This window comes from Enterobacter sp. R-1.6.2, assembly GCF_035064085.1.
Classification (GTDB): domain Bacteria; phylum Pseudomonadota; class Gammaproteobacteria; order Enterobacterales; family Enterobacteriaceae; genus Enterobacter; species Enterobacter asburiae_B.
Genome location: NZ_JASEYI010000018.1, coordinates 74,136 through 96,616, shown reverse-complemented (window position 1 = coordinate 96,616; position 22,481 = coordinate 74,136). Strand labels below are relative to the sequence as shown.

At 44.5% G+C, this 22,481-nt stretch carries 20 protein-coding genes; 19 read left to right on the top strand and 1 reads right to left on the bottom strand.

Features of this window, described 5'->3' with window-relative positions:
- The 9 genes from QMN93_RS18605 to QMN93_RS18565 all read left to right on the top strand — a co-directional run bounded on the left by QMN93_RS18605 (nucleotide 1) and on the right by QMN93_RS18565 (nucleotide 10,287).
- A complete protein-coding gene (locus QMN93_RS18605) occupies nucleotides 1-1,398 on the top strand; it encodes a TraB/VirB10 family protein (protein ID WP_007372227.1) in 1,398 nt (465 codons plus the stop codon).
- Entirely contained in the window at nucleotides 1,395-1,961 is a 567-nt protein-coding gene (traV, locus tag QMN93_RS18600; protein ID WP_016241587.1) for a type IV conjugative transfer system lipoprotein TraV, read from the top strand. Before QMN93_RS18605 ends, traV begins: the two co-directional genes overlap by 4 nt.
- A 93-nt stretch (nucleotides 1,962-2,054) precedes the next feature.
- Complete coding sequence (locus QMN93_RS18595; RefSeq protein ID WP_007372228.1) at nucleotides 2,055-3,653, top strand: YadA-like family protein; 1,599 nt, start codon at nucleotides 2,055-2,057, stop codon at nucleotides 3,651-3,653.
- 180 nt (nucleotides 3,654-3,833) lie between these two features.
- A complete protein-coding gene (locus tag QMN93_RS18590; protein ID WP_007372229.1) occupies nucleotides 3,834-4,598 on the top strand; it encodes a DsbC family protein in 765 nt (254 codons plus the stop codon).
- 27 nt (nucleotides 4,599-4,625) lie between these two features.
- The gene (traC, locus tag QMN93_RS18585; protein WP_007372230.1) at nucleotides 4,626-7,112 is read left to right on the top strand and encodes a type IV secretion system protein TraC; all 2,487 of its coding nucleotides are present in this window, start codon (nucleotides 4,626-4,628) and stop codon (nucleotides 7,110-7,112) included.
- The gene (locus QMN93_RS18580; RefSeq protein WP_007372231.1) at nucleotides 7,109-7,381 is read left to right on the top strand and encodes a hypothetical protein; all 273 of its coding nucleotides are present in this window, start codon (nucleotides 7,109-7,111) and stop codon (nucleotides 7,379-7,381) included. The genes traC and QMN93_RS18580 overlap by 4 nt, the downstream gene beginning before the upstream one ends.
- Before the next feature lie 10 nt (nucleotides 7,382-7,391).
- A complete protein-coding gene (lepB, locus tag QMN93_RS18575; RefSeq protein WP_007372232.1) occupies nucleotides 7,392-7,916 on the top strand; it encodes a signal peptidase I in 525 nt (174 codons plus the stop codon).
- Nucleotides 7,910-9,223: a TrbC family F-type conjugative pilus assembly protein gene (locus QMN93_RS18570; protein ID WP_016241583.1), complete on the top strand. Its 1,314-nt coding sequence runs from the start codon at nucleotides 7,910-7,912 to the stop codon at nucleotides 9,221-9,223. Before lepB ends, QMN93_RS18570 begins: the two co-directional genes overlap by 7 nt.
- Nucleotides 9,220-10,287 (top strand): TraU family protein, encoded by a 1,068-nt coding sequence (locus tag QMN93_RS18565; protein ID WP_007372234.1) that lies wholly within the window; start codon nucleotides 9,220-9,222, stop codon nucleotides 10,285-10,287. Before QMN93_RS18570 ends, QMN93_RS18565 begins: the two co-directional genes overlap by 4 nt.
- Before the next feature lie 48 nt (nucleotides 10,288-10,335).
- Here the strand turns inward: QMN93_RS18565 and QMN93_RS18560 are convergent, their stop codons facing one another.
- Entirely contained in the window at nucleotides 10,336-11,082 is a 747-nt protein-coding gene (locus QMN93_RS18560; protein WP_009653890.1) for an AcaB family transcriptional regulator, read from the bottom strand.
- A gap of 437 nt (nucleotides 11,083-11,519) precedes the next feature.
- Between QMN93_RS18560 and QMN93_RS18555 the strand changes: the two genes are divergently transcribed.
- The 10 genes from QMN93_RS18555 to QMN93_RS18510 all read left to right on the top strand — a co-directional run bounded on the left by QMN93_RS18555 (nucleotide 11,520) and on the right by QMN93_RS18510 (nucleotide 22,469).
- Nucleotides 11,520-12,131 carry a hypothetical protein gene (locus tag QMN93_RS18555; RefSeq protein WP_009653893.1) on the top strand — a complete coding sequence of 204 codons (612 nt, stop codon included), beginning with the start codon at nucleotides 11,520-11,522 and terminating at the stop codon, nucleotides 12,129-12,131.
- A gap of 62 nt (nucleotides 12,132-12,193) precedes the next feature.
- The gene (locus QMN93_RS18550) at nucleotides 12,194-12,694 is read left to right on the top strand and encodes a hypothetical protein (protein WP_016241582.1); all 501 of its coding nucleotides are present in this window, start codon (nucleotides 12,194-12,196) and stop codon (nucleotides 12,692-12,694) included.
- A 366-nt stretch (nucleotides 12,695-13,060) separates the two neighbouring features.
- Nucleotides 13,061-13,825 carry a single-stranded DNA-binding protein gene (locus QMN93_RS18545; protein ID WP_016241581.1) on the top strand — a complete coding sequence of 255 codons (765 nt, stop codon included), beginning with the start codon at nucleotides 13,061-13,063 and terminating at the stop codon, nucleotides 13,823-13,825.
- Between the two features lie 75 nt (nucleotides 13,826-13,900).
- Nucleotides 13,901-15,457, top strand: a complete 1,557-nt coding sequence (locus QMN93_RS18540) for a recombinase RecT (protein ID WP_007372238.1) — start codon at nucleotides 13,901-13,903, stop codon at nucleotides 15,455-15,457.
- Nucleotides 15,458-15,514: 57 nt separating this feature from the next.
- On the top strand, nucleotides 15,515-16,624 hold the full coding sequence (locus tag QMN93_RS18535; RefSeq protein ID WP_007372239.1) for a lambda-exonuclease family protein: 1,110 nt from the start codon (nucleotides 15,515-15,517) through the stop codon (nucleotides 16,622-16,624).
- 371 nt (nucleotides 16,625-16,995) lie between these two features.
- Entirely contained in the window at nucleotides 16,996-17,373 is a 378-nt protein-coding gene (locus QMN93_RS18530) for a hypothetical protein (protein ID WP_007372240.1), read from the top strand.
- A gap of 59 nt (nucleotides 17,374-17,432) precedes the next feature.
- The gene (locus QMN93_RS18525) at nucleotides 17,433-18,512 is read left to right on the top strand and encodes an AAA family ATPase (protein ID WP_007372241.1); all 1,080 of its coding nucleotides are present in this window, start codon (nucleotides 17,433-17,435) and stop codon (nucleotides 18,510-18,512) included.
- 59 nt (nucleotides 18,513-18,571) lie between these two features.
- Entirely contained in the window at nucleotides 18,572-19,927 is a 1,356-nt protein-coding gene (locus tag QMN93_RS18520) for a DUF3150 domain-containing protein (protein ID WP_009653892.1), read from the top strand.
- A 64-nt stretch (nucleotides 19,928-19,991) separates the two neighbouring features.
- Nucleotides 19,992-21,905, top strand: a complete 1,914-nt coding sequence (locus QMN93_RS18515; protein WP_007372243.1) for a VWA domain-containing protein — start codon at nucleotides 19,992-19,994, stop codon at nucleotides 21,903-21,905.
- A gap of 63 nt (nucleotides 21,906-21,968) precedes the next feature.
- Nucleotides 21,969-22,469, top strand: coding sequence for a hypothetical protein (locus QMN93_RS18510; protein WP_016241579.1), 501 nt, complete (start codon nucleotides 21,969-21,971; stop codon nucleotides 22,467-22,469).
- Nucleotides 22,470-22,481: the final 12 nt, after the last annotated feature.

Genomic DNA, 22,481 nt, shown 5'->3' with positions numbered 1-22,481 from the left:
ATGCTTATCCCCTTAAAAGAGAAATGGGCCTCAATTTCAGCAAAGCATAAAAAATGGGTTTTATGGGCTGGCGTATTTACTTTCGCCGTTCTTTTTTTGCTCTTGGTTATACCCGACTCAGCTGGCCCCCGAAATCGAGCGCCACAAGAAAAAGTGATTGCCAGCGTCCTTACCGATGGTGATACCAATGGAGTTAGCCAGAATGCTATTGCGGCGCGAATTCGCGCACTCGACAAGACCATTAAAGAGCAAGGTCAACTGATTAAAACGTTAACCGAGAAATATGGTGCTGATCAGACAGCTCAGCGTCTTAGCAATCTGGAGAACAACCAGAAAAAATCAGGCGCTGAGGTTGCAGCTATTAAGAAACGCGTTGATACCGTCTCTAACCCTGTGCCTTACTCACAACAGTCTCGCGGAGCGACACCACTGGCTGGAAACGGCCAACGTAACGTCCCTACTCTGTATAAACCTGAAGAGATATCTGCCCCTTCAGTTGCGCCAAGAAACTCAGGAAGTTTCAATAACGGGAAAACATTACAGCGCGTATACGAAGATGCGGCCCCCCCTGTCGTACCGGAACCCGCAGCAAACCAGCGTCAGCAGAAAGGGAAGGATGGCAAAGCAGTACCAAGCCAGGCAACTCCTGAAATCATCACTGTACAGGAAGATATTGAAGCCGCACCCGTTGCTGACGAAGATGATAACCCCGAGAACCAGACCTACCTTCCTGCAACGTCGATCATAAGTACTGTTTTGATTGCGGGGATGGATGCACCAACATCTCGTGATGCACGAAAAGACCCTTATCCGGCGCTGGCCAGGGTGAAAAAGGATGCAATTCTCCCAAACCGTTTCCGTGCAGATATACGTGAATGCGGAATGCTTGCAGCTGGGTTCGGTGATTTGTCCTCCGAAAGAGCTTATTTCAGATCGGAAGTCATAACGTGCATTCGGGATGACGGTGCAGTTTTTGAAGCCCCACTCGTAGCCTACGCTGTTGGTGAAGATGGTAAATCAGGTGTTCGTGGTCGACTGGTTACCAAACAAGGGCAATACCTGGCACGAGCCCTGACCGCTGGCTTCCTACAGGCTGCATCTCAGCTCTTTAACGTACAGAGTATTCCGACAATCAGTATTAAACGCGATGGAGATAGTAGTGACGCTACTCCTTACCAGCAGGTTATGAGCTCTGACGCACTCCAGGGCGCAGCAGTTTCTGGCGTAGGTGGCGCATTGAATCGTCTTGCCGATTTCTATATGCAAATGGCCGGTGACCTTTTCCCTGTAATTGAAATTGATCCAGGCCGTAGTGTTGATTTTATTGTGCAAAAAGGGGTCATGCTGAAATTCACACGTGTTACTTCAAAAACTCAAACCGTTGGGGGCAAGAAATGATGACGAAGAAAATTGTATCGGCATTGTTTTTAGTTAGTGCCGGTTTTGCGATGTCGGGTTGCTCACTACTGGGCCAGAACGATGAATATGGATGCAAGGGAATGCCCAATTCGGTCACATGTATGAATGTCCGAGATGTGTATGCCCTGACCGATGGAGATGATTACCAGGAGCAGATTGACACCGCATCTGAAAACCAACTTTCGGGAAAGCCTGTGGAGGTTAAGCGGCTGCGCACTACAGCCGGGAACGGTGGACGGAATACTGCCGATGGTGGTCGATACGTCCCTGTGCCTGCTACTGCTGCTGATCCTCAACCCATCCGAACGCAATCTATCGTCATGCGGGTGCTGGTTGACCCCTATGAGACCGCAGATGGAGACCTTAACGTCCCTGGCTACGTCTATACCGAGATTGAGCCGCGTCGTTGGGAAGTCGGTGCAAGAAATAGTGCCACATCAACTGCTGTTATCAGACCAATGTCTGCACCGGTTGCCGCTGCTCCAGCACAATCCCAGGGTGAGACATCACAACCTCCTCAGAAAGGGAGTTACATTAAATAATTGTCCAGTAGTACCGGTATACCGGTACTACTTTTTTCATGTGCTGTATTCCTTGGTCGTCTTTTTAATACCCATCACTGAAAAGGTAAGCACATGAAACAAAAGTCATTATATATTGCTATTGTTCTGGCACTTCATTGTGCTGTAGCCGTGGCAGATAACTCAATCGATAGCACCCAAATTGACGAAGTTACTGTAAATGGTGATGGCAATAACATTTCAGGGCTAACACCCTGTGCAACCCCATCAAACTGTAAATCACCACTCGGCAACTCAAGTGTTTCAGGGAATAACAACACAATTACTTCGTTAACAAACTATATTATTACCGGAAGCAATAATGACTTATCATTTAGTTACGACCCAAGCCAATTCTGGAATGACTACGCCAATAGTTTCAATGTTTACGGGAATAATAATACTGGCACTGGTCTTTTTGATTTGAATCTGGTTGGGAGTGACAATAAAGTTCTAGGACAAAACCTTGCCGTTATGGGTTATAGCAATAACGTTTCAGGAAGTGCATTGCAAGTAATAGGCTCTTATAACGAACTGGATATGGTAGGTATGGGAGCAATTCTTGGTTCCAGAAACACTGCTACTAATTACGCTGGTTCTATAATGGGTACATTCAATACGGTGAGTGGTGGTTCCTACGCTTTGACTATCGGTTCCTTAAACAATATTACAGCTGCACCGATTAATGACCCCTCTGCTGTTTTTAAATTTGGCAACATCACAATCGGCACAATTAATACCATTGATTCCGACGAATCGATCGTGCTTGGCAACTACAATACTGTATCCGATGATAACGCAATTGTTATTGGTAATTATGCTTCTGCTTCAAATGGAGGTATTTCCATTGGGAACGGTTCATTCTCCAATAGTGCTGATACCGTATCGTTTGGTTCAGCTACGGTACAAAGAACACTGACTAATGTTGCTGATGGTTCCAGCCGGTATGATGCGGTGAACTATGGTCAGCTCATGAATTCCGTTAGTTCACTTCAGGCGTACACTGATAGTGCCATCAGTTCGTACCTTTCATCCATTGGCTCTGGCTCTAACACAACGCCACCTACTACAGGCGGAAATAACAATAACGGTACGGACGGCAGCGGGACAGGAAGTGGTACAGGGTCTGGTAGCAGTAACGACAATAGCCAGACTGCCACGGATACTAATACTTATACCGACGAGCGTGAAGTGTCGATCAACGCTCGTACCGACAGTCTAATTGCAACTGAAAGCGCATCCCGAGTTGCTGGCGATGCTCAAACTCTTGTAAGTGCAAACAGTCATACGGATGCCCGTGAATCTGTCATCAACTCAAGGACTGATTTCCTTGTCGATACTGAGCGCCAGTCACGGATTGATGGTGACCGACAGACCTTGGCTTCAGCTAATAGCTACACAAACCAGAAGTTCTCTGACCTTAAAAAGACGGTTGACCGTAATGATAAAAGAGCAAAAGCAGGCTCAGCAAGCGCAATTGCTATCGCTTCAATTCCCTTCCTCAATAACGTGTCGGGTTTTGGCATGGCGATGGGCGCGTACCGAGACCAGGGGGCAATTTCGGGAGGAGCGAATTACGCTATCAATGAAAAAGTAAACGTCCGCTTTAGCATGTCGGCTGATACAGCCGGTGGTGTTGGAGCTGGTGCAGGATTTGCGGTTGGCTTCCAGTAATAATAAAGCATAAATAAAAAGCCACTTTTTTGTGGCTTTTTATTTGGACTAATTGAGTAATTAAAACCGATATTAACATTTCATCACTTCCTTTTTTTGGGGACAGTTTGCAGCCCTTTTCCCTGCGGCAAAATAAATCAATATGTGAAAATGAAACCTCTCTCATTTGGAGCGGTTACTATGAACTTTATCAAACATGTCGCGACTGCGGCACTTTTGGTGGCACTTTCTGCATCAGCTTCTGTATTCGCCGATACAGTAAAAACAAACACCGGGAATATCGATACGATTTTCAATGAAAAAGCGTTCAAGAACATTCCTCAGAATTCGCAGGAAGTAAAACGTTTTGTCGTCCCTACTAACGGCATCATCGCACTAGAGATTGATGGGAAAGTTAATTTGCTGTCTTCTAATGGCCGCTTCGTTATACAGGGAACGCTCTATGACACATGGGCTAAAAAGCCTCTGACCACCATGAGCGAAATAACCAAGAACGCCAGCATCATTCCGATGAAAGAGCTGAACCTAAATATCGCGGACTTGCGCCCAGCCGTATGGGGCGATGGGCCTAAAAAGGTCATGATATTTACCGCACCTGGTTGTGAAGCCTGTGCAGCCCCACTTTCAGCACTTGCTGACCTCGACCCGAAAGAATTCACCGTTAGCGTTCTGTCGCTCGGAGCTCTGGGCCCGGCAAGCCAGCAGCGAAATATTGAATTGTATTGTGCATCCGACCGCTACCGCGCAGACCGCGCAATTATCAGCGGAAATTCCACTCAGAAATTCGACCAGGTAAAGAACTGCGATATGCAGGCTCTGGCTCGACGTGAAGTTACGGCTCAGATACTAGGTGTCAGCATGATCCCTTTCATTGTGCGTGATGACGGCTCCTACGTACTCGGCTCACCAAAACAAGGCCTCAAAAACTTTATCGAGAACAAGTAACACTTTCTTGGGAATCCTGGAGGCATTATGAGTGAATCTTTAATTTTTCAGCGACTCAAAAACCTGAAGCGTTTTTCTGACTTGTGTCCTGTACGTGCATATGACGAATCCAATCATTTGTTTATGTGCGACAACAAATATGTTGGTTTCGGATTTGTTTGTCGTCCCTTAAGCGGGACAACCGGCAAGGAGATGACTAACCTTCAAACGTTGCTGTCTTCCAACTTCCCCGCCAAAACTATCGTTCAGTTTGACCTGGTTGCAAGCCCAAACATCGTACAGAAAATTAACCGGATGGACGTATTGCGTATGGATTGCCGGGACGCAATCCTGCGTAACGCAATTTATAACCGCTCTAAATTCCTTTTGAAAAGCACCGAAACGCCGATGAAGCGAACCGGGACTCGCGTCCGAAATTGTGTGCTTCTCATTACAGTAAAAATTCCGATCAAATATAACTATGAAATGCGTGAAGAAGAATTCAATCACGTTAACGAGCTGCGGAATGTGTTCGAAACGACGCTGAGCATCACTGGTTTGTGTCCCGGTGCATTGACGCGTGAAAGTTACATCGATGTTCTGAGCTCCATTTGCAACCAGGGTGAAAGCGCCTCCTGGAGAGACCGGACGCCGGTACAGCCACAAGAAGACAAGTACATTTCAGAACAGTTAGTCGACCACGATCGCATGTTTTTCATTAAGAAAGACTATTGCGGTTTTGGTGATCCGACAGATTCCGAGCTTCGTGGAGAAGCACCTACACCGACAACGTTTGTGAAAACATTGAGTGCGCGAAAATTCCCGAAAAGATTCTTTCCCGGGCAAGCGCAATACTTTCTCGGCGATATGATGAGTGGTGTTACTGGAATTAAATCATCCTGCATCATCTCAATGAGCCTGATTTTCTTTGATCAGCAAAGTGAAAAAACTAAATTCACCTCGAAACGTAACTGGGTTGTTCAGCAAACCAGTGGCCCATTAATTAAGTGGGTTCCATCACTCATAAACTTGCGTGAGGGCTTCGATCTTCTTAGCGAAAAAGTTGATAACAACGACCCAATTTGCAAAGCCAAATTTACGGTATCAATCTTCTCTAACTCAAAAGATGGCGTGTTACGCGCTGCTCAGGAAGCTGCAAGTTATCTGAACACCTATCAGTTTAAGATGATCCCAGATACCTACTATGTTGCGCCAATTTTCCTGTCAGCTCTGCCAATGTTTAACGAAGCATCAGCAGAAAAGTCCATTGGCCGATATCGAACAATGGCACTCAGTGAAGCGATGGTACTTTCACCTCTCTATGCAGATTGGCAAGGTACAGACAAACCCGCCTTAATGCTGACATCGCGCTCTGGCCAGATCCAATCACTGGACTTGTTTGATTCTGATACTAACTATAACGCCTGTATCGCAGCTGAGTCGGGGTCGGGTAAGTCATTCCTGACAAACTACATTATCACCGCCTACAGAAGCCTCGGGGCTAAAGTCTGGTGTATTGATGTAGGTGACTCGTACAAAAATATCTGTGAGACCTACCAGGGCGATTATCTCGACTTCAATCCCAAAACCAGGCCATGTCTTAACTTCTTCGAACTGATCGAAGACTATTTCGGTGAGTCTGAAGATGATGACTCCAGTGGCGGTGAAGAAGATCTGATCATCGGATTGTTATCGGTGATGGCAGCTCCTAAAGAAGGTCTGAATTCATTCGAAGAGTCTCGACTTAAACAACATGTAGCTGATCTTGTCCGTGTACACAAGAAGCTGACCACCGTTGATATGGTTGCTGATTCACTGCTGAAAGATGAAGATAAAGACATTAAACGTATTGGCCATCAGCTCTATCCGTTCACGAGTGCGGGCCAGTACGGGAAGTACTTTGTTGGTAAGAACAATATCGACTTCAAAAATCCGTTCACTGTACTTGAACTTTCCCGACTGGAAAGTTCAGAACACCTTAAACAGGTTGTCCTCCTTCAGCTGATTTATCAAATCCAGCAGGACATGTTCATGGGCGACCGTAGCCAGATGAAGCTGGTCATTATCGATGAGGCCTGGGCATTGTTATCAGGAAATATCGGGGCGTTCATCGAGAAAGGTTATCGCCGGTTCCGTAAATATAACGGAGCTGCAATTACCATCACCCAGTCTATCAACGATATTTACAAAGATAGTATCGGGAAATCGATCGCAGATAACTCAGCCTTTATGCTCTTGCTGGGGCAAAGTGAATCCGCAGTGAACGAAGCTGAAGCAAATAAACGTCTGGCGCTGGACGAGGCTGGTTACCGGTTCCTTAAAACCGTTCGTTCCACGAAAGGTGTCTACTCAGAAATCTTTGTCATTTCTAAAGCGGGCCAGGGTATTTGCAGACTTGTGGTTGACCCATTCAGCTTACTTCTCTATTCGACTGACCCGAAAGACGTTGCCGCGATCAAAGACAGAAAGTCCCGGGGGATCAATACCGAAGAGGCTATCAACGAAATTCTGGTTGAGCGGGGGTTAGCCGCATGATTAAAACCGCTGCAATTGCGCTGCTTTTTGGTTTCATCGGAGCCGCCCTTTTTGGGCGGTTATTCCCACCAGCCTCGCCCTATGACTATGTTGCAGTCATCAACTTTATGGACGATAAAGGTCAACCGTTAGGTGAAGCCCAGTCAAGGCTGGTATTAGCCCGCGCTGAGAAACTGTCAGAGGCGGGGTATCTTGTGCTCAATGCCTCAGCCCTTTATAGCTACCCTACGGGGCTCAAGATCCCCCAGACCATCAACACTCAGCAATAGCGGTGGGCGAATGAATACACCCAAATCAGTATGGAGCTTAATATTTCGTAAAAAGCGAAGCTGGAGGCAACATATTGTTTTCAGCATCGTTGTTATTTTCTTAACCGCACCGCTGACGCTATACGTGCTTAACCGGTATGAGATTGGTATCGATCCACAAAATAACCAATGTCTTCCTCCGTACCGAATATATCTCGTCGATAAAATGGACAAATCAATCGTCAAAGGGAAAATTTACGCCTTTCATTCTGAGCTAATGCAACCATATGGCAAAGGGCTGAAAATTGTTGATGGCATTGCGGGAGACACAGTCTCCGTTGATCCCGAAGAGACTGCAATTAACGGCTCTATGGTCGGTGAGGGACTGGCATTAGCAGCAGAATCTGGCCATACCGAACAGGAGCTAACGCGTAGTGGTGTCGTACCGAATGGTCGCCTGTGGATGATGGGGCGCACCAGATACAGTTTTGATTCCAGGTACTGGGGATCATTAGACGAGTCACAAATTATAGGCCGAGCGTATCCATTATGGTAAAAAAAACACCTTTTCGACTTTCGATATTGGCATTTGTAACCGCTGTTGTTTTCACTCCAGTCTGGGCCGAAAACACTGGTATCTATTTAAGTGATCTGCCGTCAAGACCGGTATCCAACTTAGATAATATTCCGACAAGACCGGCTAATAACTACTCAGTCACTGACATTCAAAAAGCTAAGCGTCAATTATCTGCAACTGAAATGAAAGATATTGACAGTCTCATAAAAGCGGCTCGTGATAATCAAAATGCCACTGCCGACCGCGCTACTGACACGGTTAAAGATAATCGAAAAATGATGGGTGAAATGCCCGAGTATAAAAATACAGATGAACTAGTCGATGATGCGGTAAGAGGAGCGTTAGCAAAGTCTGATATGACTAACGAGAAACAAAATAAGCCAGCCGGTGATTTTATTTATATTCTCGTCTCCGCGTCTCTCAGCGATGCTGAAATCACCGACATTCTCAAGTTATACGATGGACGCACGGATATCGCTCTGGTTGTCCAGGGGGCAAAAGATAAAAAGAACCTGCTTGATGAACTTACCCACTGGCAGAAACTTTCCTTCGACTCCAAGTCTTCTCTGGCCGTAAACCTCGATCCAACTGTATTCAAAAACTACAACGTTAGTTCTGTACCGACCATTATCCATGAAAAAGATGGTGAGCTGGTGGCCAGGGTGACAGGCATCTATGACATCGCGTACCTGAAAGACAAGACCGGCGACCTTGGTGTGGCCGGGCCCGCTGTTGGGGTCGTAGAGAAGAACCTTATTGATGAACTACAGGAGAGTGTCGCTAAACTCGATTTTGATGGCATGAAGAAAAAGGCCATTGATAACTACTGGCCCCGCCAGGTTTTCCAGGAATTCCCGGAAGCGACAAAGCGAGCTACCAGAACCATCGATCCGACGGTCATTATCCCTCAAAACATTACTTCACCTAACGGCGATATCGTTGCAAAACGGGGGCGATTTAACCCGCTAACTGTGATGCCATTTACCATCAAGCTAATCTTTTTCGATGCACGTGAAGAATGGCAACGCCAGTTCGCCAGGTATCAGTTTGAACATACACCAGCCTCCCTCACGCCAATACTGGTCACGACAAACGTGTATGGTGATGGCTGGCAGACCTTCCGTGACACCAAGAAAGAATACGGTGACTTCGCAAGGCTATACATGATTCAGCCAGGCATGGCCGAACATTATGGTTTGATAAACGTGCCCAGCGTTGTGACAGCCGACAGTAAGCGATTCATTAATGATGAATATTCACGCAAAGATTTTGAGGAGCTGAAATGAAAAAAATTCTCTCAGTTCTGAAATCACCCAAGACCCTGGTGCTCGCATGTCTGGCTTTTACTATGCCGGTTTTTGCGGCTGACGTTTCATCACCCGTACAGAACAAGGTCTGTCATGATAACCAAGTCTTATCAGCGAAACTCATTACGGATGTTTGCTGGAACTGTATTTTCCCGATAAAGCTTGCCGGTATTAATCTGTCGATGACAGGTACTGCACCTGACAATGCAGCATCAGGGACAGTATGTGCCTGTAAGGATGGATTGAACGTCTATCACCCGGGTGTATTGACCGCGATGTGGGAACCGAGAAAGCTCATCGAGTTAACGAGAACACCCGGGTGCATGTCATCCCTAGGAGGGGTAACACTCGACCTTGGTAATGATTTGCAGTTTGGCCCGCAGACCGATGGAGCAGCCGAGGAACAGCGGGAGCGTTTCTCAATAAGTTTCTACAACGCACATATGTATGCTATGCCGTTATTAAGAATGTTGGATATGTATCTACCCGGTCAATGTAATGCCGACCCATACAGCGATTTTGATATCATTAATTTCACGGAGATTGACCCGACCTGGAATAATACGATGCTGGCATTCTTCCAGAACCCGGAATCAGCAGCTGTGGCTAACGTGATAGCAATGCAGGCTTGCGCCGGTGAAGCAGCGGCACAATTTGCAGGTAAACAGCCAATAGACTCACTTTGGTGGTGTGCCGGTTCCTGGGGTGGGCAGTATCCTTTAACTGGATCGGTACGGAGTATGGATGCCCCCAGAACAACCAGCCTGGTCGGGATCCGTATGCTGGCCGCAGAACATCGTCGTGGACTGGCCTACCGTTCGATGGGAAACGATACTGTTTGTCGCTCCAAGATTTACCCAACGTTGCCAAAGCAACAGTACAAATTGAATATGTTCTACCCTACCCCGGAGACAAAAAACAGTCATGAGGTCGGTGAGTCCCCATACCAATGGCAAGGTGGGCCTTTCCGTTATCCAACCGGTAAAGGCCAGGACAGCACCTACATGATTTTCCAGTGGGTAGATTGTTGCCGCACAATGTAATAAAAAAACCCTGCAATGCAGGGTTTTTAATTTCTGTTTTTCGTTGAATTAAGCCTGCCGTTTAATGGCCTCATTCTGATCATCATTCGCTTCATTACTGGCATCCTGCAACACCTTTGTTTCCTGGTCTACCTGGGTAGGTTCTGTCTCAGTGCTTCCAGCCAATTCTTTTTCAGCGGCCCGGCCATTGGCCTGATTAAGCTCATCAGCAGATGCCTGCGCGTGACGTTTGAGTGATGCTGCCAGATCACGAATGAGATTATGAAGACGAGACTTAAACTCCTCGACCTCATCCTGATTAAAACAGTTATTTAACCAGAGGGTATCGATGATCTGGTGCAATTTATCAAAGTTCTGAATAATGCGGATAACCCGCAGCGCTTGCGGCGTTCTGATGCGAACCTCATGTTCTTTTGGATGGGTATACCCGACTTCATTGAGGCTGCTGCGTTCTTCTTCTTCTTTTACCGCACGGTTCAGAATAGCAATGTTATTTTCCAGTTCTTTCTCAGGCATGTCGATTACTTCGTTAACCGCCTTCAGTGTACGTTCAATCGCACCACTGTATTTAGTGCCAAGCCGTTCAAGGGCTCGGCTGTTATTGGTCAGATTGAAGAGAGCCTGGGAGATAATGTTAAAATTACGGGACTGTACCCGAATACCTTCCTGGGTGTGAAGAGTAAATTTCACGACAGCTTCAGGATTGGAATATTCGACACGAGAGTTAGGGGTTCGGTTATCCTGAGCCCCACTCTTTTTAGCTTGTTTTACGGTTTGTACCGGTGCTTTAGCCATAACAGAACCTCGGAGTTAATTTGTATGCCAATTGATTAGGCCAAAACTCAGGATAGTTGTCATTGAAAAATGGCTGCAATATGACCATGAAAAACCGACTTGAAAAATTAAACCAATATGCTTAAATGAATAAGAACCGAGCTGACGGACATCAGCACAACTTCCTAGTTAATTTCGCGCTCAACCAGCGCCCACCGGATGACCTCCTCCCGGGTTAACTACGCCTTCTACAGGCCCGAGCATCTCTGATGTGTTTAGGTTAAACCTGACATGTCTCTTTGCTTACCCAAACGGGTATTTTGGTTCTCAATCCCAAACAAAAAAAATTGTTAATCCTTTTAACTCCAGCGAATCAACAGATGTGCAGTTTTGTGTACATCCGTTTAGTTTACCTTTTAGGTAGCTAAATTTTCGCATTCTAAATTTATAGGTGATCTATGTCTGACCCAATCTCATTAATGGCAGGTATCGTATTTTTTGGTGCTGTGTATTACCGTGCCGAATATATCAGATTCCTTGGCCCAATCTGGCTGGCAATTTTTATAACGGAACGCGGTTTACTGTTCACTGGTCTCGGTTTTGTTACCGCGACTGTATGTGTAGTTGTTGCTTTACTCGTTATTTATAATTCATTCTTTACCAAGTCTGGGAAAAAATCTAATGAAGCAACTAATGGAAACATGGTTGAAGGTGTTTCTCGGGCTGGGTCAAATAATGACAAAGCCAAATATGCAAACCATCGTTTTGAAGGAAAGCTTGTTTACCACGGTCTCGAAAACTGGAAACACGATCCTAATAACGATAAATCGTATTTAGTCACAATACGTAGTGGTGGGAAAGACCATGAAATTTGGGCTGTTGGGCTCAAAAATGCTGTTGAGACTTGTGGAGCACAAGTTGGTGATATTGTTTCAGTCTGGAAAGAGTCTGAAGTAAGAACCGACAAAGCACAAGTGTTTGACGAAAGCGGTAAGGTTACAGGGTATCGTACTCTCCTTAACGAAAAACGTCGCGGCATTTGGGTTATGCAAGTACTCGCCGAAAGCTAAAATATTCTTAATTCAGGCTATAAGCCTTAACTTTTTAATCTTTTAAATATATGAGGTATATTATGACAATTGTCTATGGTAGTAGCATTGAGCCGGGTGGTATGGAACTGGATGATTACACAATGATTGCAGAGTGTGAAAATTGTGGGAAAGACTGCCGACATCGGATTTATGAAGACTGTGTTGCAGGGGCAATAAACCAGAGATTCTCTTATACGTGTAATCACTGCGGTTATCATTCCTGTAACGCTGAAGTATGTGACGTATGCGATAGCATCGAATGCGAAGAACATGCTGGTCGTTATCAGTCTAATATTTTCTTCGAAATGCATGAGCTCATTGAGCTCATGAAAATAGAGGGAGATATACTGGCAATCAGAGCAAAAATCAATGTAGGCGCTCACGACTTTGGAGATCTTTCAAAGTTAGATGATTGCCTGCATAGGCTCACCTTTCCAGGTTACTATGAACGGCGAAATACTGATCTCTATAAAGAGATATCAGATGCTTCAACCGACATGGCAATCCAAACATGGAAGCGTCTGGAACGCTTGTTATGCTAAACCTCCCTATAAAAACCCAGCGAAAGCTGGGTTTTTTTCTTTTCTGGATTGACCAACCAAACGTCGTATCATAATCTTATATCGCGGGCATCCCGCTTAACTTCTTTTAACACTCTTTATTTCGGCAACGCGCCATCCCTGAATGAATAAGTTCATTCGCACGGCTTCCCTACGCCCATAGAATTCGACACACGGTGCATCATGCATCGTGTTTTCTGCGCCGTCGAAAAAGGTGTTTTTCCTCTTGTTGAGGATACAGTGAGTCCAGCACTCTAACTGGATGCTTCACAAATCTTTCTAATTTTTGTGCCTATAGCACTAAATCATTTTAACTTTTTTAATTTAAAAATTTATGAGGTATAAACTATGCAATCCAGAGCAAAGGGTATTGTTGCGATAGAACCTAAATATGTGCCTGCATCTAACAATGCAGATTCATATATTTATTTCCGTTTGCGCTGTGACATGTCCATTAGCGGCAAGTCTCAGACCGAGTTCTATTCGATAAAAGCATTTGGTAAAGTCGCGGATTTTCTACGCGATAATATTCAAATGAATACCGAACTGTATATCGAAGCATTAGCTCGATCATTCCGTTATACAAAACATGGTATTGACCAAATGAGGACTGAGTTTCATGTTTTCATGGCTCGAATCATTCAGACTGGTCAATCAATAGATACCCGTGCAAATGAAACTGTAAAGCCACCATCTACATCAACCGTCACTTCGCTATCCCCTCAAGTAGCGCAAAAACTTAAGGACGATATGAAGTGGCAGAAAATGTCTGATGAAGAGGTAAGAACTGCTTCTGAAAAATGGAGAACAGTATATGCCGAGCAAAAGCAGCTGCACCCTGGAAAAGAGTCTGTATCACCAGACAACAATAAAAATTCAGTAGAGAAGATACCAGAAGCTTCGCCGAAGCTGGATGCTAAGAATAGAGCCGTGCAGACATCACGTCCGCAAGCCGCAACCTCTAAGCACCCTGTCAACATGCAAGCCTGGACAAATCTGCCAGCCGATAATTCGACAGCAGCCGTTATTGTAGCTCGTATGAAACTTAATGAAAAATTAAGCTCCTCCGGGCAAGTAACTTTAACTAACGCATATTCATCAGTTCGCGGTTGATATGACTGGTTGCTGATTCCTCAGCAACCTTCTTCTTTTTTAATCTTATAATTTATTTAATTTAATGAGGTATATATGTACTCAAATAAATCACGTAGTTCTGGTTCATTCTCAAACAACAATAAAGGGAACACCGATATTGTCGTTAAGATAGACAGCATTGCTCGACATATGTTGTCGCTCGAAAAGATGTTTGCATCCGCAGGTTCCAGTTCACCTCACATCTCATTCGAACGTGAATGCGTTTTTGCAAAACATATTGTCAACAATAATAACTACTTGGCTGACATAGCAGTTAATAATCCAAAGTCCTTCGAAACAGCATTCCTTCAGCTTGCAAGTAGCGGCCTTACTCTTGACCCGGCGCAGAAGCAGGCTTACCTGGTTCCACGCGATGGTCGTGTCATTCTTGACGTGTCCTATATTGGGCTCAGCAGGATGGCCACCGATGAAGGTTTATGCGAAGACATTGTGGCTGAATTAGTTTTTGAAAAGGACTCATTTAAAACCAATGGTCGTCGTTCCAGCCCAGACCACGAATTTGACCCCTTTGCTTATAAAGGGGGACTCGTTCTCACAAACACCGATCAGGGTGCTTTAGGAGATCGAGGCATGTTCAGGGGGGCTTATGTCGACTATTTAATGAAGGATGGACGTCATCTGGTATTTTTCATTGACCTTCAGGATTTAGCTCAATCTCGGGCGAAATCCGAATCTTGGGCAAAAGTGGAGAAACGGCAGTATTCACCGTGGACTCAGTTCCCTTGGAAGATGGTGCTCAAGTCAGCTATTAAGCAGACCATACACTTAATTCCTGGTAACCGTACTCGCCTGAGTTCAATGATTGAATATCTGAACACTGCTGGTGGTGAAGGTTTCCGTACAGCAACAATACCCGTCGCAGCTGCTGAAGCTGAAATGGAGGTTAGACAAGAAGCCAGGACGGCTGGTAATACGGATACTACAATCCGAACTGCAAAGTCTGATGATAAAGTTATTGAAGGTGAGTTTAATAAGCTCCCTGAAGAACCTGATTCAACCGAGCAGCAGGACATCAAGAGCAATACACCAACCGATGTTTACGATACGGCTGAGGGAAATACACCTCCAGCTGACGTAAATGGTTCGGCTGATGATATTCTCCCTCCACCCGGAGAAACCAATGGGCAGTCCAATGAAGAAATGTCTGAGCATCCCGGGGTCAGAAAATGGGCTGAACGCAGAATTAAAAAGTTAGTAAGCCGGGCAGAAAAGACGCTTGGATACGAAACTATTTTAAACGATGCAAAAAGCAGTTTCGATCTGAATGAAAGTGAGCTGGCATTCGCTCGCTTATCTTTAGAAAAATCCCGTCGGTCACTTCTCAAAAATCATTTAACTAACGCAGTAGGTAGCTTCGATTTTACTCAAGTACTTAACTTCATCGAAAAAATGGGTAAGGGTGAGTTTAAAACCGACGCGGCCAAATGGGTCGGTGAAGTCCAAGCCGAATCAATGGAAATACACAAGTTATATCTTGAGGCTGTTAATACATCTGATTTTGTGAGGCTCAATGCCGCTCTCAACAATGTGACATTTCCCCCTCTAAAAGAAATGGTAGAAGGTCTTATTGAAGATCTTCTGGCCGCTTAACTTATCCGGCAGGAAACTGCCGGTTTAACTTTCTAAATTTATCTTAAGGTGATCATTATGTCTGACATTTATGAAGTCGTTGATGTTGTGCAGGGCTCAAAGGAATGGCTCGAATGGCGTAAAACTGGTGTGACAGCAACATGCTCCCCTATTCTGTTAGAGGAGGCTGGTGCAACTAAAACGCCCTACGAACTCTATTTGCAATACGCTGGCCTGATTAAGGCAGAAGACCTTTCTGTCATTAAACAGGTTGATGCTGGTAAAAAGCTTGAAGCACTTGCCAGAAGTTACTGCGAAAAAGAGATTGGACAAATCGCCCTGCCTTTCTGTGTAAGGAACAAAAAGTATCCTTACATGATTGCTTCGCTGGATGGGCAGTTCGACGATGGTTCAATCCTTGAGATAAAGAATCTTTGCGAGAGCAAACATCTTTCTATTCTTCAGCTTGAAACCAAATCGCCAGAATTCCGTTATTACTACTGGCAAGTTCAGCACCAGCTGCTGACAACAGGCGCACCCCAGGCGTATCTTGTGTTTTGGTCGGCCACTGACCAGACCAAGGTCTTTAAAATTATGCCTTCGAAGAAAGCGTTTTATCGAGTCCAGGTTGCCTGCGAATACTTCTGGAATAAGGTTCAGACAAAAACAGCTCTACCGTTTGATAAGGAAAAAGATATTTTGCTTATCTCTGACCCTGAAATCATGTCTCAGACACAAGGCTTTAAGCTTCCAGACGACCTCGAAGCTCGTGTGGTAGACATAGCCAGACAAGTTGGAACATTGCAGCAGATGGAGAAAGAGTTGGCTTTAAAGAAAAAGCAGTTCGAAGAATACCAGAACGCGGTCAATTTATTGATCCAGGGTCTAGGTGCTTCTATTGGCTTTTCCTATAACGAGCTGGTTAGAATCGATGGCTTTGGCTTTCGTTTTCTTCAGTCTCGCGTACCGGAAAAACCGAGCTACAAACGAATCTGCGATAAATTATCTATTGACCCCAAACATCATCCAGAATGTTACGGTCAGTCATCGGTACGAAATTCGTTAAGTACCTATGAATATAAATCAACTCTGACTGATACTGTCTACATTCCTTTGGATGACACTTCCGTACTGGTATCTCCTGGTGCAGAAGAGACAGACTCAGCCCAACAATACGTTGTTTTTTAATTATTGAGCCCAGTTTAAAACTGGGCTTTTTTTTTGCTTGACCAATTACACATCCTTTATTATCTTTAAATAGCGGCTTAGTCCGCTTAACTTCAGGCAACTGCCTTTAAACACCTTCTAAATTCGGCGCTCAAGCCACTCCTGAATACCTCCTGGTATTCACAAGGATTTCTTTCGCCTAAACAAATTCGATAGCCTGCGGCTCTCATAAGCGGCAGGCTTTTTTGTCCGTCGAAAAAGGTGTTTTGTTGTCACGTAGACAACAACAAGTGCCTCAGTCACTCCCAAACTGAAACTAGTACCTAACTTCAGCCTTCATGCAAGGCCTAATTCATCTAATTCACTAATCTTTTTAAATGAGGAGTCTGATCATGTTTCTTGTAAATATGACTGCATATCTTGCATCCCCAGAACAACGGGAAATGGGCGTTATTGATGTCGATCAGCAAGTATCACACGCATTACGTGAACTGTTGACCTTTAATACCTGTCCTTCAGAAGATGTTATGACCGATAAAGCTAAAGAATTTGCTGAAATCGCTACATCACTCTGTAATAAATATAAGGCTGATGGTGTACTTGTTTATGCCAAAACCTATTTTATGCCTGTTCTGGTCTCTGCATTGAGAGCCAGAGGCATCGTTTCTTATGTAACGTATGCACCAAAGGTTACCAGTGTTGATAACAGTGGCAGTGTTAGCCGCAATTATAAGCATGTCGATTTAGTACGTGCTGATATTGCTGCATAACATCATTCTTCTTAATTAATTTTTAATTTTTAAATCTATCTAATTTAATGAGGTATATCATGACTACTAATTTCGCAAACCTGTCTGTTGAAATCATGGCGCGCTCTACACCTGTCCACCCTTCTGTATTTGGTATTGTTGTTCCAGATCATCAGATGGATAAAGTTAAACCGTTCCAGGGATTTGACTCAGCCAATCCATTTAGTGCATTCGTGCCTAAACAGAATGACGACTATGTTTTTGAAGCGTATTTGCGTTCATCTGTACTGATGTGGATTAACTATCCACAAAATCAGTCTCTGTGGATCTCTGGCCCAACAGGTTGTGGCAAAACCAGTGTTGTCGAACAAGTAGCAGCAAGACTTAACTGGCCTGTCATGAAAACTACAGCTTCACAAGACCTGGATATTAACAATCTCATTGGCGGTCTCCGGCTTCAGTGTAATGAACTGACCGGTGATACCAAGACTGTTTTTGTTCATGGCCCACTGACGCTGGCGTACAAGTATGGACTGATTTTCCTACTCGATGAGTACGATCAATTAGACCCATCCTGTGCCAATGCCTTTAACGCCATCCTCGAAGGAGGGAATTTAGTTATTCCTGAAACCAACGAGGTAATTAAACAGCACCCGAACTTCAGATTTGTTGCAACGGCTAACTCAATTGGTCAGGGCGATTTTACTGGCGTTTATGGCGGTGTGAAAACATTAAATGTGGCCAACCTTGACCGCTATATGTTTATCACTGCTGACTATATGCCAAAAGAAACCGAGACTAAATTGATTACCAAATATATCCCCGACACCAAAGTCGCGGAGAAATTTGTTGACGTTGCGAATATGATTCGCGGTCTTTTTGTAGGCAAGAATATCACCGGTGAAATTGACACTAGTGTCAATACTAACAGTGCAAAACTCCCGGACGGTGTTCTTCCCGACACTCGTTTATCAGTAACGTGTTCAACTCGTTCGCTGGTGGCCTGGCTTGACCGCTACTCAATGATGAAAGCTGCAAAGATGCCACGTGCATTATTAACAGCTTTCGATTATCAGATTGGTAATCGTGCATCAGCAGATGATAAAAAATCTTTGCATCTCATCGTTGAAGCTGTATTCGGTTCTGAAGCACTTAAATAAAACCCCGCTTGGGGTTTTTTAATTCTTTTTAAATCAATTTTAAATTAATGAGGTATGTCATGACTATCAAATCCAATGCCACTCAGGTTCTGGAACAACTTATTCTCGTTTCTCTTTCTGATATCACCAGTATTAGTGGTCGTCGTAAGCTGAAAAGAGAAGATCTTGGTAACAGTGCTGATTTGCCACCTGATGTACTTGTTTCATTAGGTAGCAAGAAAATCATTGACCCACAACTCATCAATCCATTTACCCGCAAGAAGAATTCAGCTCACGCTTTATGTCTTGAAGCGGGTATTAAATTTATGGGAGGCTATGCAATTCCAGCCGACAAGGTTAATGATTTAATTGGTAAACTGAATGTACTTAAGGGCGAGTTTTACGATTACAAAAAGGAATTTATGAAAGCTGATTTTAATAGCTGGATTAATTCTTTTGAAGAAAAGTATCGCTCTATACTTTTGCGTGATGCTGCGATCGATTTGTCTTATATGGATAGCCAGATACAATTTGGCTTTACTGCGATTCATATCACACCTTATGGTAACAGTGTCATTCAGGATGGTTTAACTGGGCAAGTTAAAAGTTTAGCGGATGAAGTTTATGAGGATGTGGCTGATGTTGTTGAAGGTTTCCTTAAAAACAGGAACCCCGATGCGTTTTCTCAGCACACACTAAATCCTTTACGCCGCTGCGGCGATAAACTCGCTTCCCTAGCTTTCATCGCACCAAGCGTCCAGTCTCTTAGCGACTATGTTAATCAGGTAATGAAAGACATTCCGCTAACCGGCAAAGTGACGGGCAAACCTTATAACGACATTCTCTCTCTCCTCAATAACCTACGCGACCCAATTCATGCAAAACAGTTTGTAGAACTGCTGTCATCAGCCAGTACTACAGATGGTAACGATGCGATTGACCCATCACTTTCAATGAACCTTATTGGAGATGATGATGCCATGACTTTAGCGGCCATTTCGGCAACTCAGGTTCAGGTAGAAACGCTTCCTCCTCCGCATACAGATGCGTTTGCATCTGCTGTGGTAGTAGAAGATCCGATCGGATTGCAAAGCGTTGATTCACTCGCTGAAGCCCCATCTGTTCTGGTAGAAATCAATGGTTCAGCTGATACGTCTTTGGCAATCGAACCGGTTAATACGTCGGCTGATACTGACGTTAACGACTTGTCCGATACCCAGGAGCATGGAATTGTTAATGACGCTGTAATACCGGCGTTTAGTGCGGTTATGGTCGATGATGATTCATTTTTGGGCGGTGATTCGATTGTACCCCGCTCTCTGCCAGACTCAGCTCTTATTTCGGGTTTGGATTCTGAAAAAGTCATTGATGGAAAAGAGCCTGAAATTGTAATTTCGTCTTCACTCGATGATGACGAAACAATAATGGTGTTTTAAAAATAAAAGGCCCACTCCGGGCCTTTTTTCTAATTAATCTATTTAAATTTATTGTGAGGTATATATGGGTATTTATAATTCCCTTCCTATTGTCGCACGTGCATTAAGCTCTCAGATTGGTCTTAATGTTTCTGTTGGCGGCAATGAAGCATATGCTACGGAGACTGGTGCTGGTTTTCTTATTAACCTTCCATTCTTCAAGGACGCTGAAATGTTGGCAAATCCGTTATTAGGGTATGCCGTACATGAAGCAGCACATATCCGTTTCACTGATTTTGGTGATCTTAAGATATTCATTCAAGAGCATATGGAGTCGGATAAATACAACGTTGAGGTACTTAGACACCTGGTCAATCTTTGCGAAGATTTGCGCATTGAACGTGCGATGAGTTGTCGCTATCCAGGTACATTGAAGTATCTCAATTCACTGAATCATTTTTTGTTCAGTGAAGAAGCGGAATCCTGTGATAAAGCTTCATCGGTATTTCTGGATACCCTGCTTACTTGTGGTTTGAACCGCTTCAACGGTTTAACTATCCCAACAAAGCAAGTGCGTGAAGACTTTGAACGCATCTTCGGGCTGGAGCTGTACGACAAAGCTATGACGGTTATGGCTGAAGCAGTACAAGCAACCTCGATTAAAAAGGTGTTTGAAGTTGCATGTCGGTTATATGACCTCGCAGTAGATGCATTTAACGAAACTAATGAGCAAGAAGAACCTCCGCAGGATGATAATCAGGGCGCTGATTATGGTGACAGCAAAGGCGATGACAGTTCGTCAGAGCCGGGCCAGTCATCCGACAGTTCTGACAAAAATGGGGATGGCCAGACTGTAAGTTCAGGCGGTAATGGCGGCTCGCCGTCATCGTCAGCCGGTCAGAATGGGCCTTCTTCAGATCCTGATGGTAATACCGGTGGCGCACCAGATAAAGAACATGGGCAAAACGATAGCGATGATGAAAACGATAACTCATCGTCAACGTCAGCTAATCGTAATACTCCTGCTTCCGACTCTGGTGACAACAAAGCCGGAGCTTCCCAACCGGGCTCAAATGCTTCGGGTGAAGCTTCTGTCGTTAACATGTCCCAGGGCGGTAAAGACCCTTTCGAAGGAACCACATCGAATGACCTTGGCCGTACTGGACAGAACACTTCAGATAAGCTCAATCAGTTAATCAAAGACAAAGTACCCCCGCATCAACGTATCGTTTCACCTACTCCATATTCAGTAGCACCTGCGAAGCGGCACGATACCGGTAATGCATCCGTAAGTTTAGGGGTGCAGATGGCTACCGGGTTACGCCAATCACTTCATGGGTTGTTACAGGGTGTAAGAGCGGTGAGAAGAACACATCGTGAAACTGGTCGTAAGCTTGATTCTCGACTGGTTACCAGTGCCATGCTGGGCAATACGCGTCTTTTTAAACATAAGTCCAAGGCAGTAGATGTCAGTTCTGCTTTTACTATCCTGCTGGACTCTAGCGGGTCAATGAGCCGGTCGGTTAAAGAGGCTGAAGCCGCTGTTGTATCAATGTTGTATGCGCTCGATGGTATTCAGGGGGTAACTACCTCGGCATACCATTTCCCACACGCCGCACATAATAGCGTAGGTCTGTTAAAAGGACGGGAGCAAACTTTACGGACAGCTATAGGAACTCATCAGTTTGGTATTGGTACGCAAGGCTGTACTCCTCTTTGCGAATCGTTATGGCCTGCACTTGCAGACCTGACGTCAGCTAAAGCGGATCGCCATGTATTGGTTATAGCAACTGATGGCCAGCCTGATGATATGGCTTCTGCGCGAGCGATGATACAAAGCGCTAAAGATGATGACATCATCGTTATTGGCATCGGTTTCGGTGATGCCAGTGACCGCATGATGAAAAGTCTTTTTGGTGATACCGGTGTTTCTGTCGGTTCTGTTTCTGCCTTACGTAGCAAACTCTTTGAAGTAACCCGTAAAGCTCTCATGTCTTAATCTGTATTTTAATTTCCGTTTTAGCTTTCTAAATTAATTTAATTTATTTTAAAGGTGATCATTATGTCTGCAACCGCAAAATCTAAAGTGGTTCACGAAAATCAACTCTCATTCATGAGTATTTTCGATGCCACTGAAAGTGAATATGATCTGATATCAGCCGATTCAGAACATAATTATGAACTTCGTTTTTCATCAAAGATGGCTTACGAAATAATTCGGGATAGTATATATATCATGACTGCATACCGTAGTACTGGTGAGCAGCGTGTGGATGAAATCCTCTGGATTTGTTCGGAAGAAAATCAGGAAGACTTATGTTCATTTACGAGTTGCTGCAAAATAGCGGGTCTTGATCCATTCGAAACCCGGATGGAAATCCTGCACGAGTGGTCAAGTGAATTGGCAAAACAAGCAAGACTGATTGCGTGTCATCACTTTACTGCTCCCACTAATATGGAACATGTTGCATCCCAACGTATTGGATACGAAAAATACAGAAAAGCGTTTTATCACACTTATCCTAAAGAGGCTGCGAAGCCGCTTAAGAATAAACCTCTGTAATAATACAAACGC

Excerpts from the sequence above, each read along its gene's own strand:
- QMN93_RS18525 (WP_007372241.1), top strand. The coding sequence starts at position 17,433 with ATGACTACTAATTTCGCAAACCTGTCTGTTGAAATCATGGCGCGCTCT.
- QMN93_RS18570 (WP_016241583.1), top strand. The coding sequence starts at position 7,910 with ATGGTAAAAAAAACACCTTTTCGACTTTCGATATTGGCATTTGTAACC.
- QMN93_RS18590 (WP_007372229.1), top strand. The coding sequence starts at position 3,834 with ATGAACTTTATCAAACATGTCGCGACTGCGGCACTTTTGGTGGCACTT.
- traV (WP_016241587.1), top strand. The coding sequence starts at position 1,395 with ATGATGACGAAGAAAATTGTATCGGCATTGTTTTTAGTTAGTGCCGGT.
- QMN93_RS18510 (WP_016241579.1), top strand. The coding sequence starts at position 21,969 with ATGTCTGCAACCGCAAAATCTAAAGTGGTTCACGAAAATCAACTCTCA.
- QMN93_RS18560 (WP_009653890.1), bottom strand. The coding sequence starts at position 11,082 with ATGGCTAAAGCACCGGTACAAACCGTAAAACAAGCTAAAAAGAGTGGG.
- lepB (WP_007372232.1), top strand. The coding sequence starts at position 7,392 with ATGAATACACCCAAATCAGTATGGAGCTTAATATTTCGTAAAAAGCGA.
- QMN93_RS18565 (WP_007372234.1), top strand. The coding sequence starts at position 9,220 with ATGAAAAAAATTCTCTCAGTTCTGAAATCACCCAAGACCCTGGTGCTC.
- QMN93_RS18520 (WP_009653892.1), top strand. The coding sequence starts at position 18,572 with ATGACTATCAAATCCAATGCCACTCAGGTTCTGGAACAACTTATTCTC.
- QMN93_RS18555 (WP_009653893.1), top strand. The coding sequence starts at position 11,520 with ATGTCTGACCCAATCTCATTAATGGCAGGTATCGTATTTTTTGGTGCT.
- QMN93_RS18540 (WP_007372238.1), top strand. The coding sequence starts at position 13,901 with ATGTACTCAAATAAATCACGTAGTTCTGGTTCATTCTCAAACAACAAT.
- QMN93_RS18545 (WP_016241581.1), top strand. The coding sequence starts at position 13,061 with ATGCAATCCAGAGCAAAGGGTATTGTTGCGATAGAACCTAAATATGTG.
- QMN93_RS18535 (WP_007372239.1), top strand. The coding sequence starts at position 15,515 with ATGTCTGACATTTATGAAGTCGTTGATGTTGTGCAGGGCTCAAAGGAA.
- QMN93_RS18595 (WP_007372228.1), top strand. The coding sequence starts at position 2,055 with ATGAAACAAAAGTCATTATATATTGCTATTGTTCTGGCACTTCATTGT.
- QMN93_RS18605 (WP_007372227.1), top strand. The coding sequence starts at position 1 with ATGCTTATCCCCTTAAAAGAGAAATGGGCCTCAATTTCAGCAAAGCAT.
- QMN93_RS18550 (WP_016241582.1), top strand. The coding sequence starts at position 12,194 with ATGACAATTGTCTATGGTAGTAGCATTGAGCCGGGTGGTATGGAACTG.
- traC (WP_007372230.1), top strand. The coding sequence starts at position 4,626 with ATGAGTGAATCTTTAATTTTTCAGCGACTCAAAAACCTGAAGCGTTTT.
- QMN93_RS18580 (WP_007372231.1), top strand. The coding sequence starts at position 7,109 with ATGATTAAAACCGCTGCAATTGCGCTGCTTTTTGGTTTCATCGGAGCC.
- QMN93_RS18530 (WP_007372240.1), top strand. The coding sequence starts at position 16,996 with ATGTTTCTTGTAAATATGACTGCATATCTTGCATCCCCAGAACAACGG.
- QMN93_RS18515 (WP_007372243.1), top strand. The coding sequence starts at position 19,992 with ATGGGTATTTATAATTCCCTTCCTATTGTCGCACGTGCATTAAGCTCT.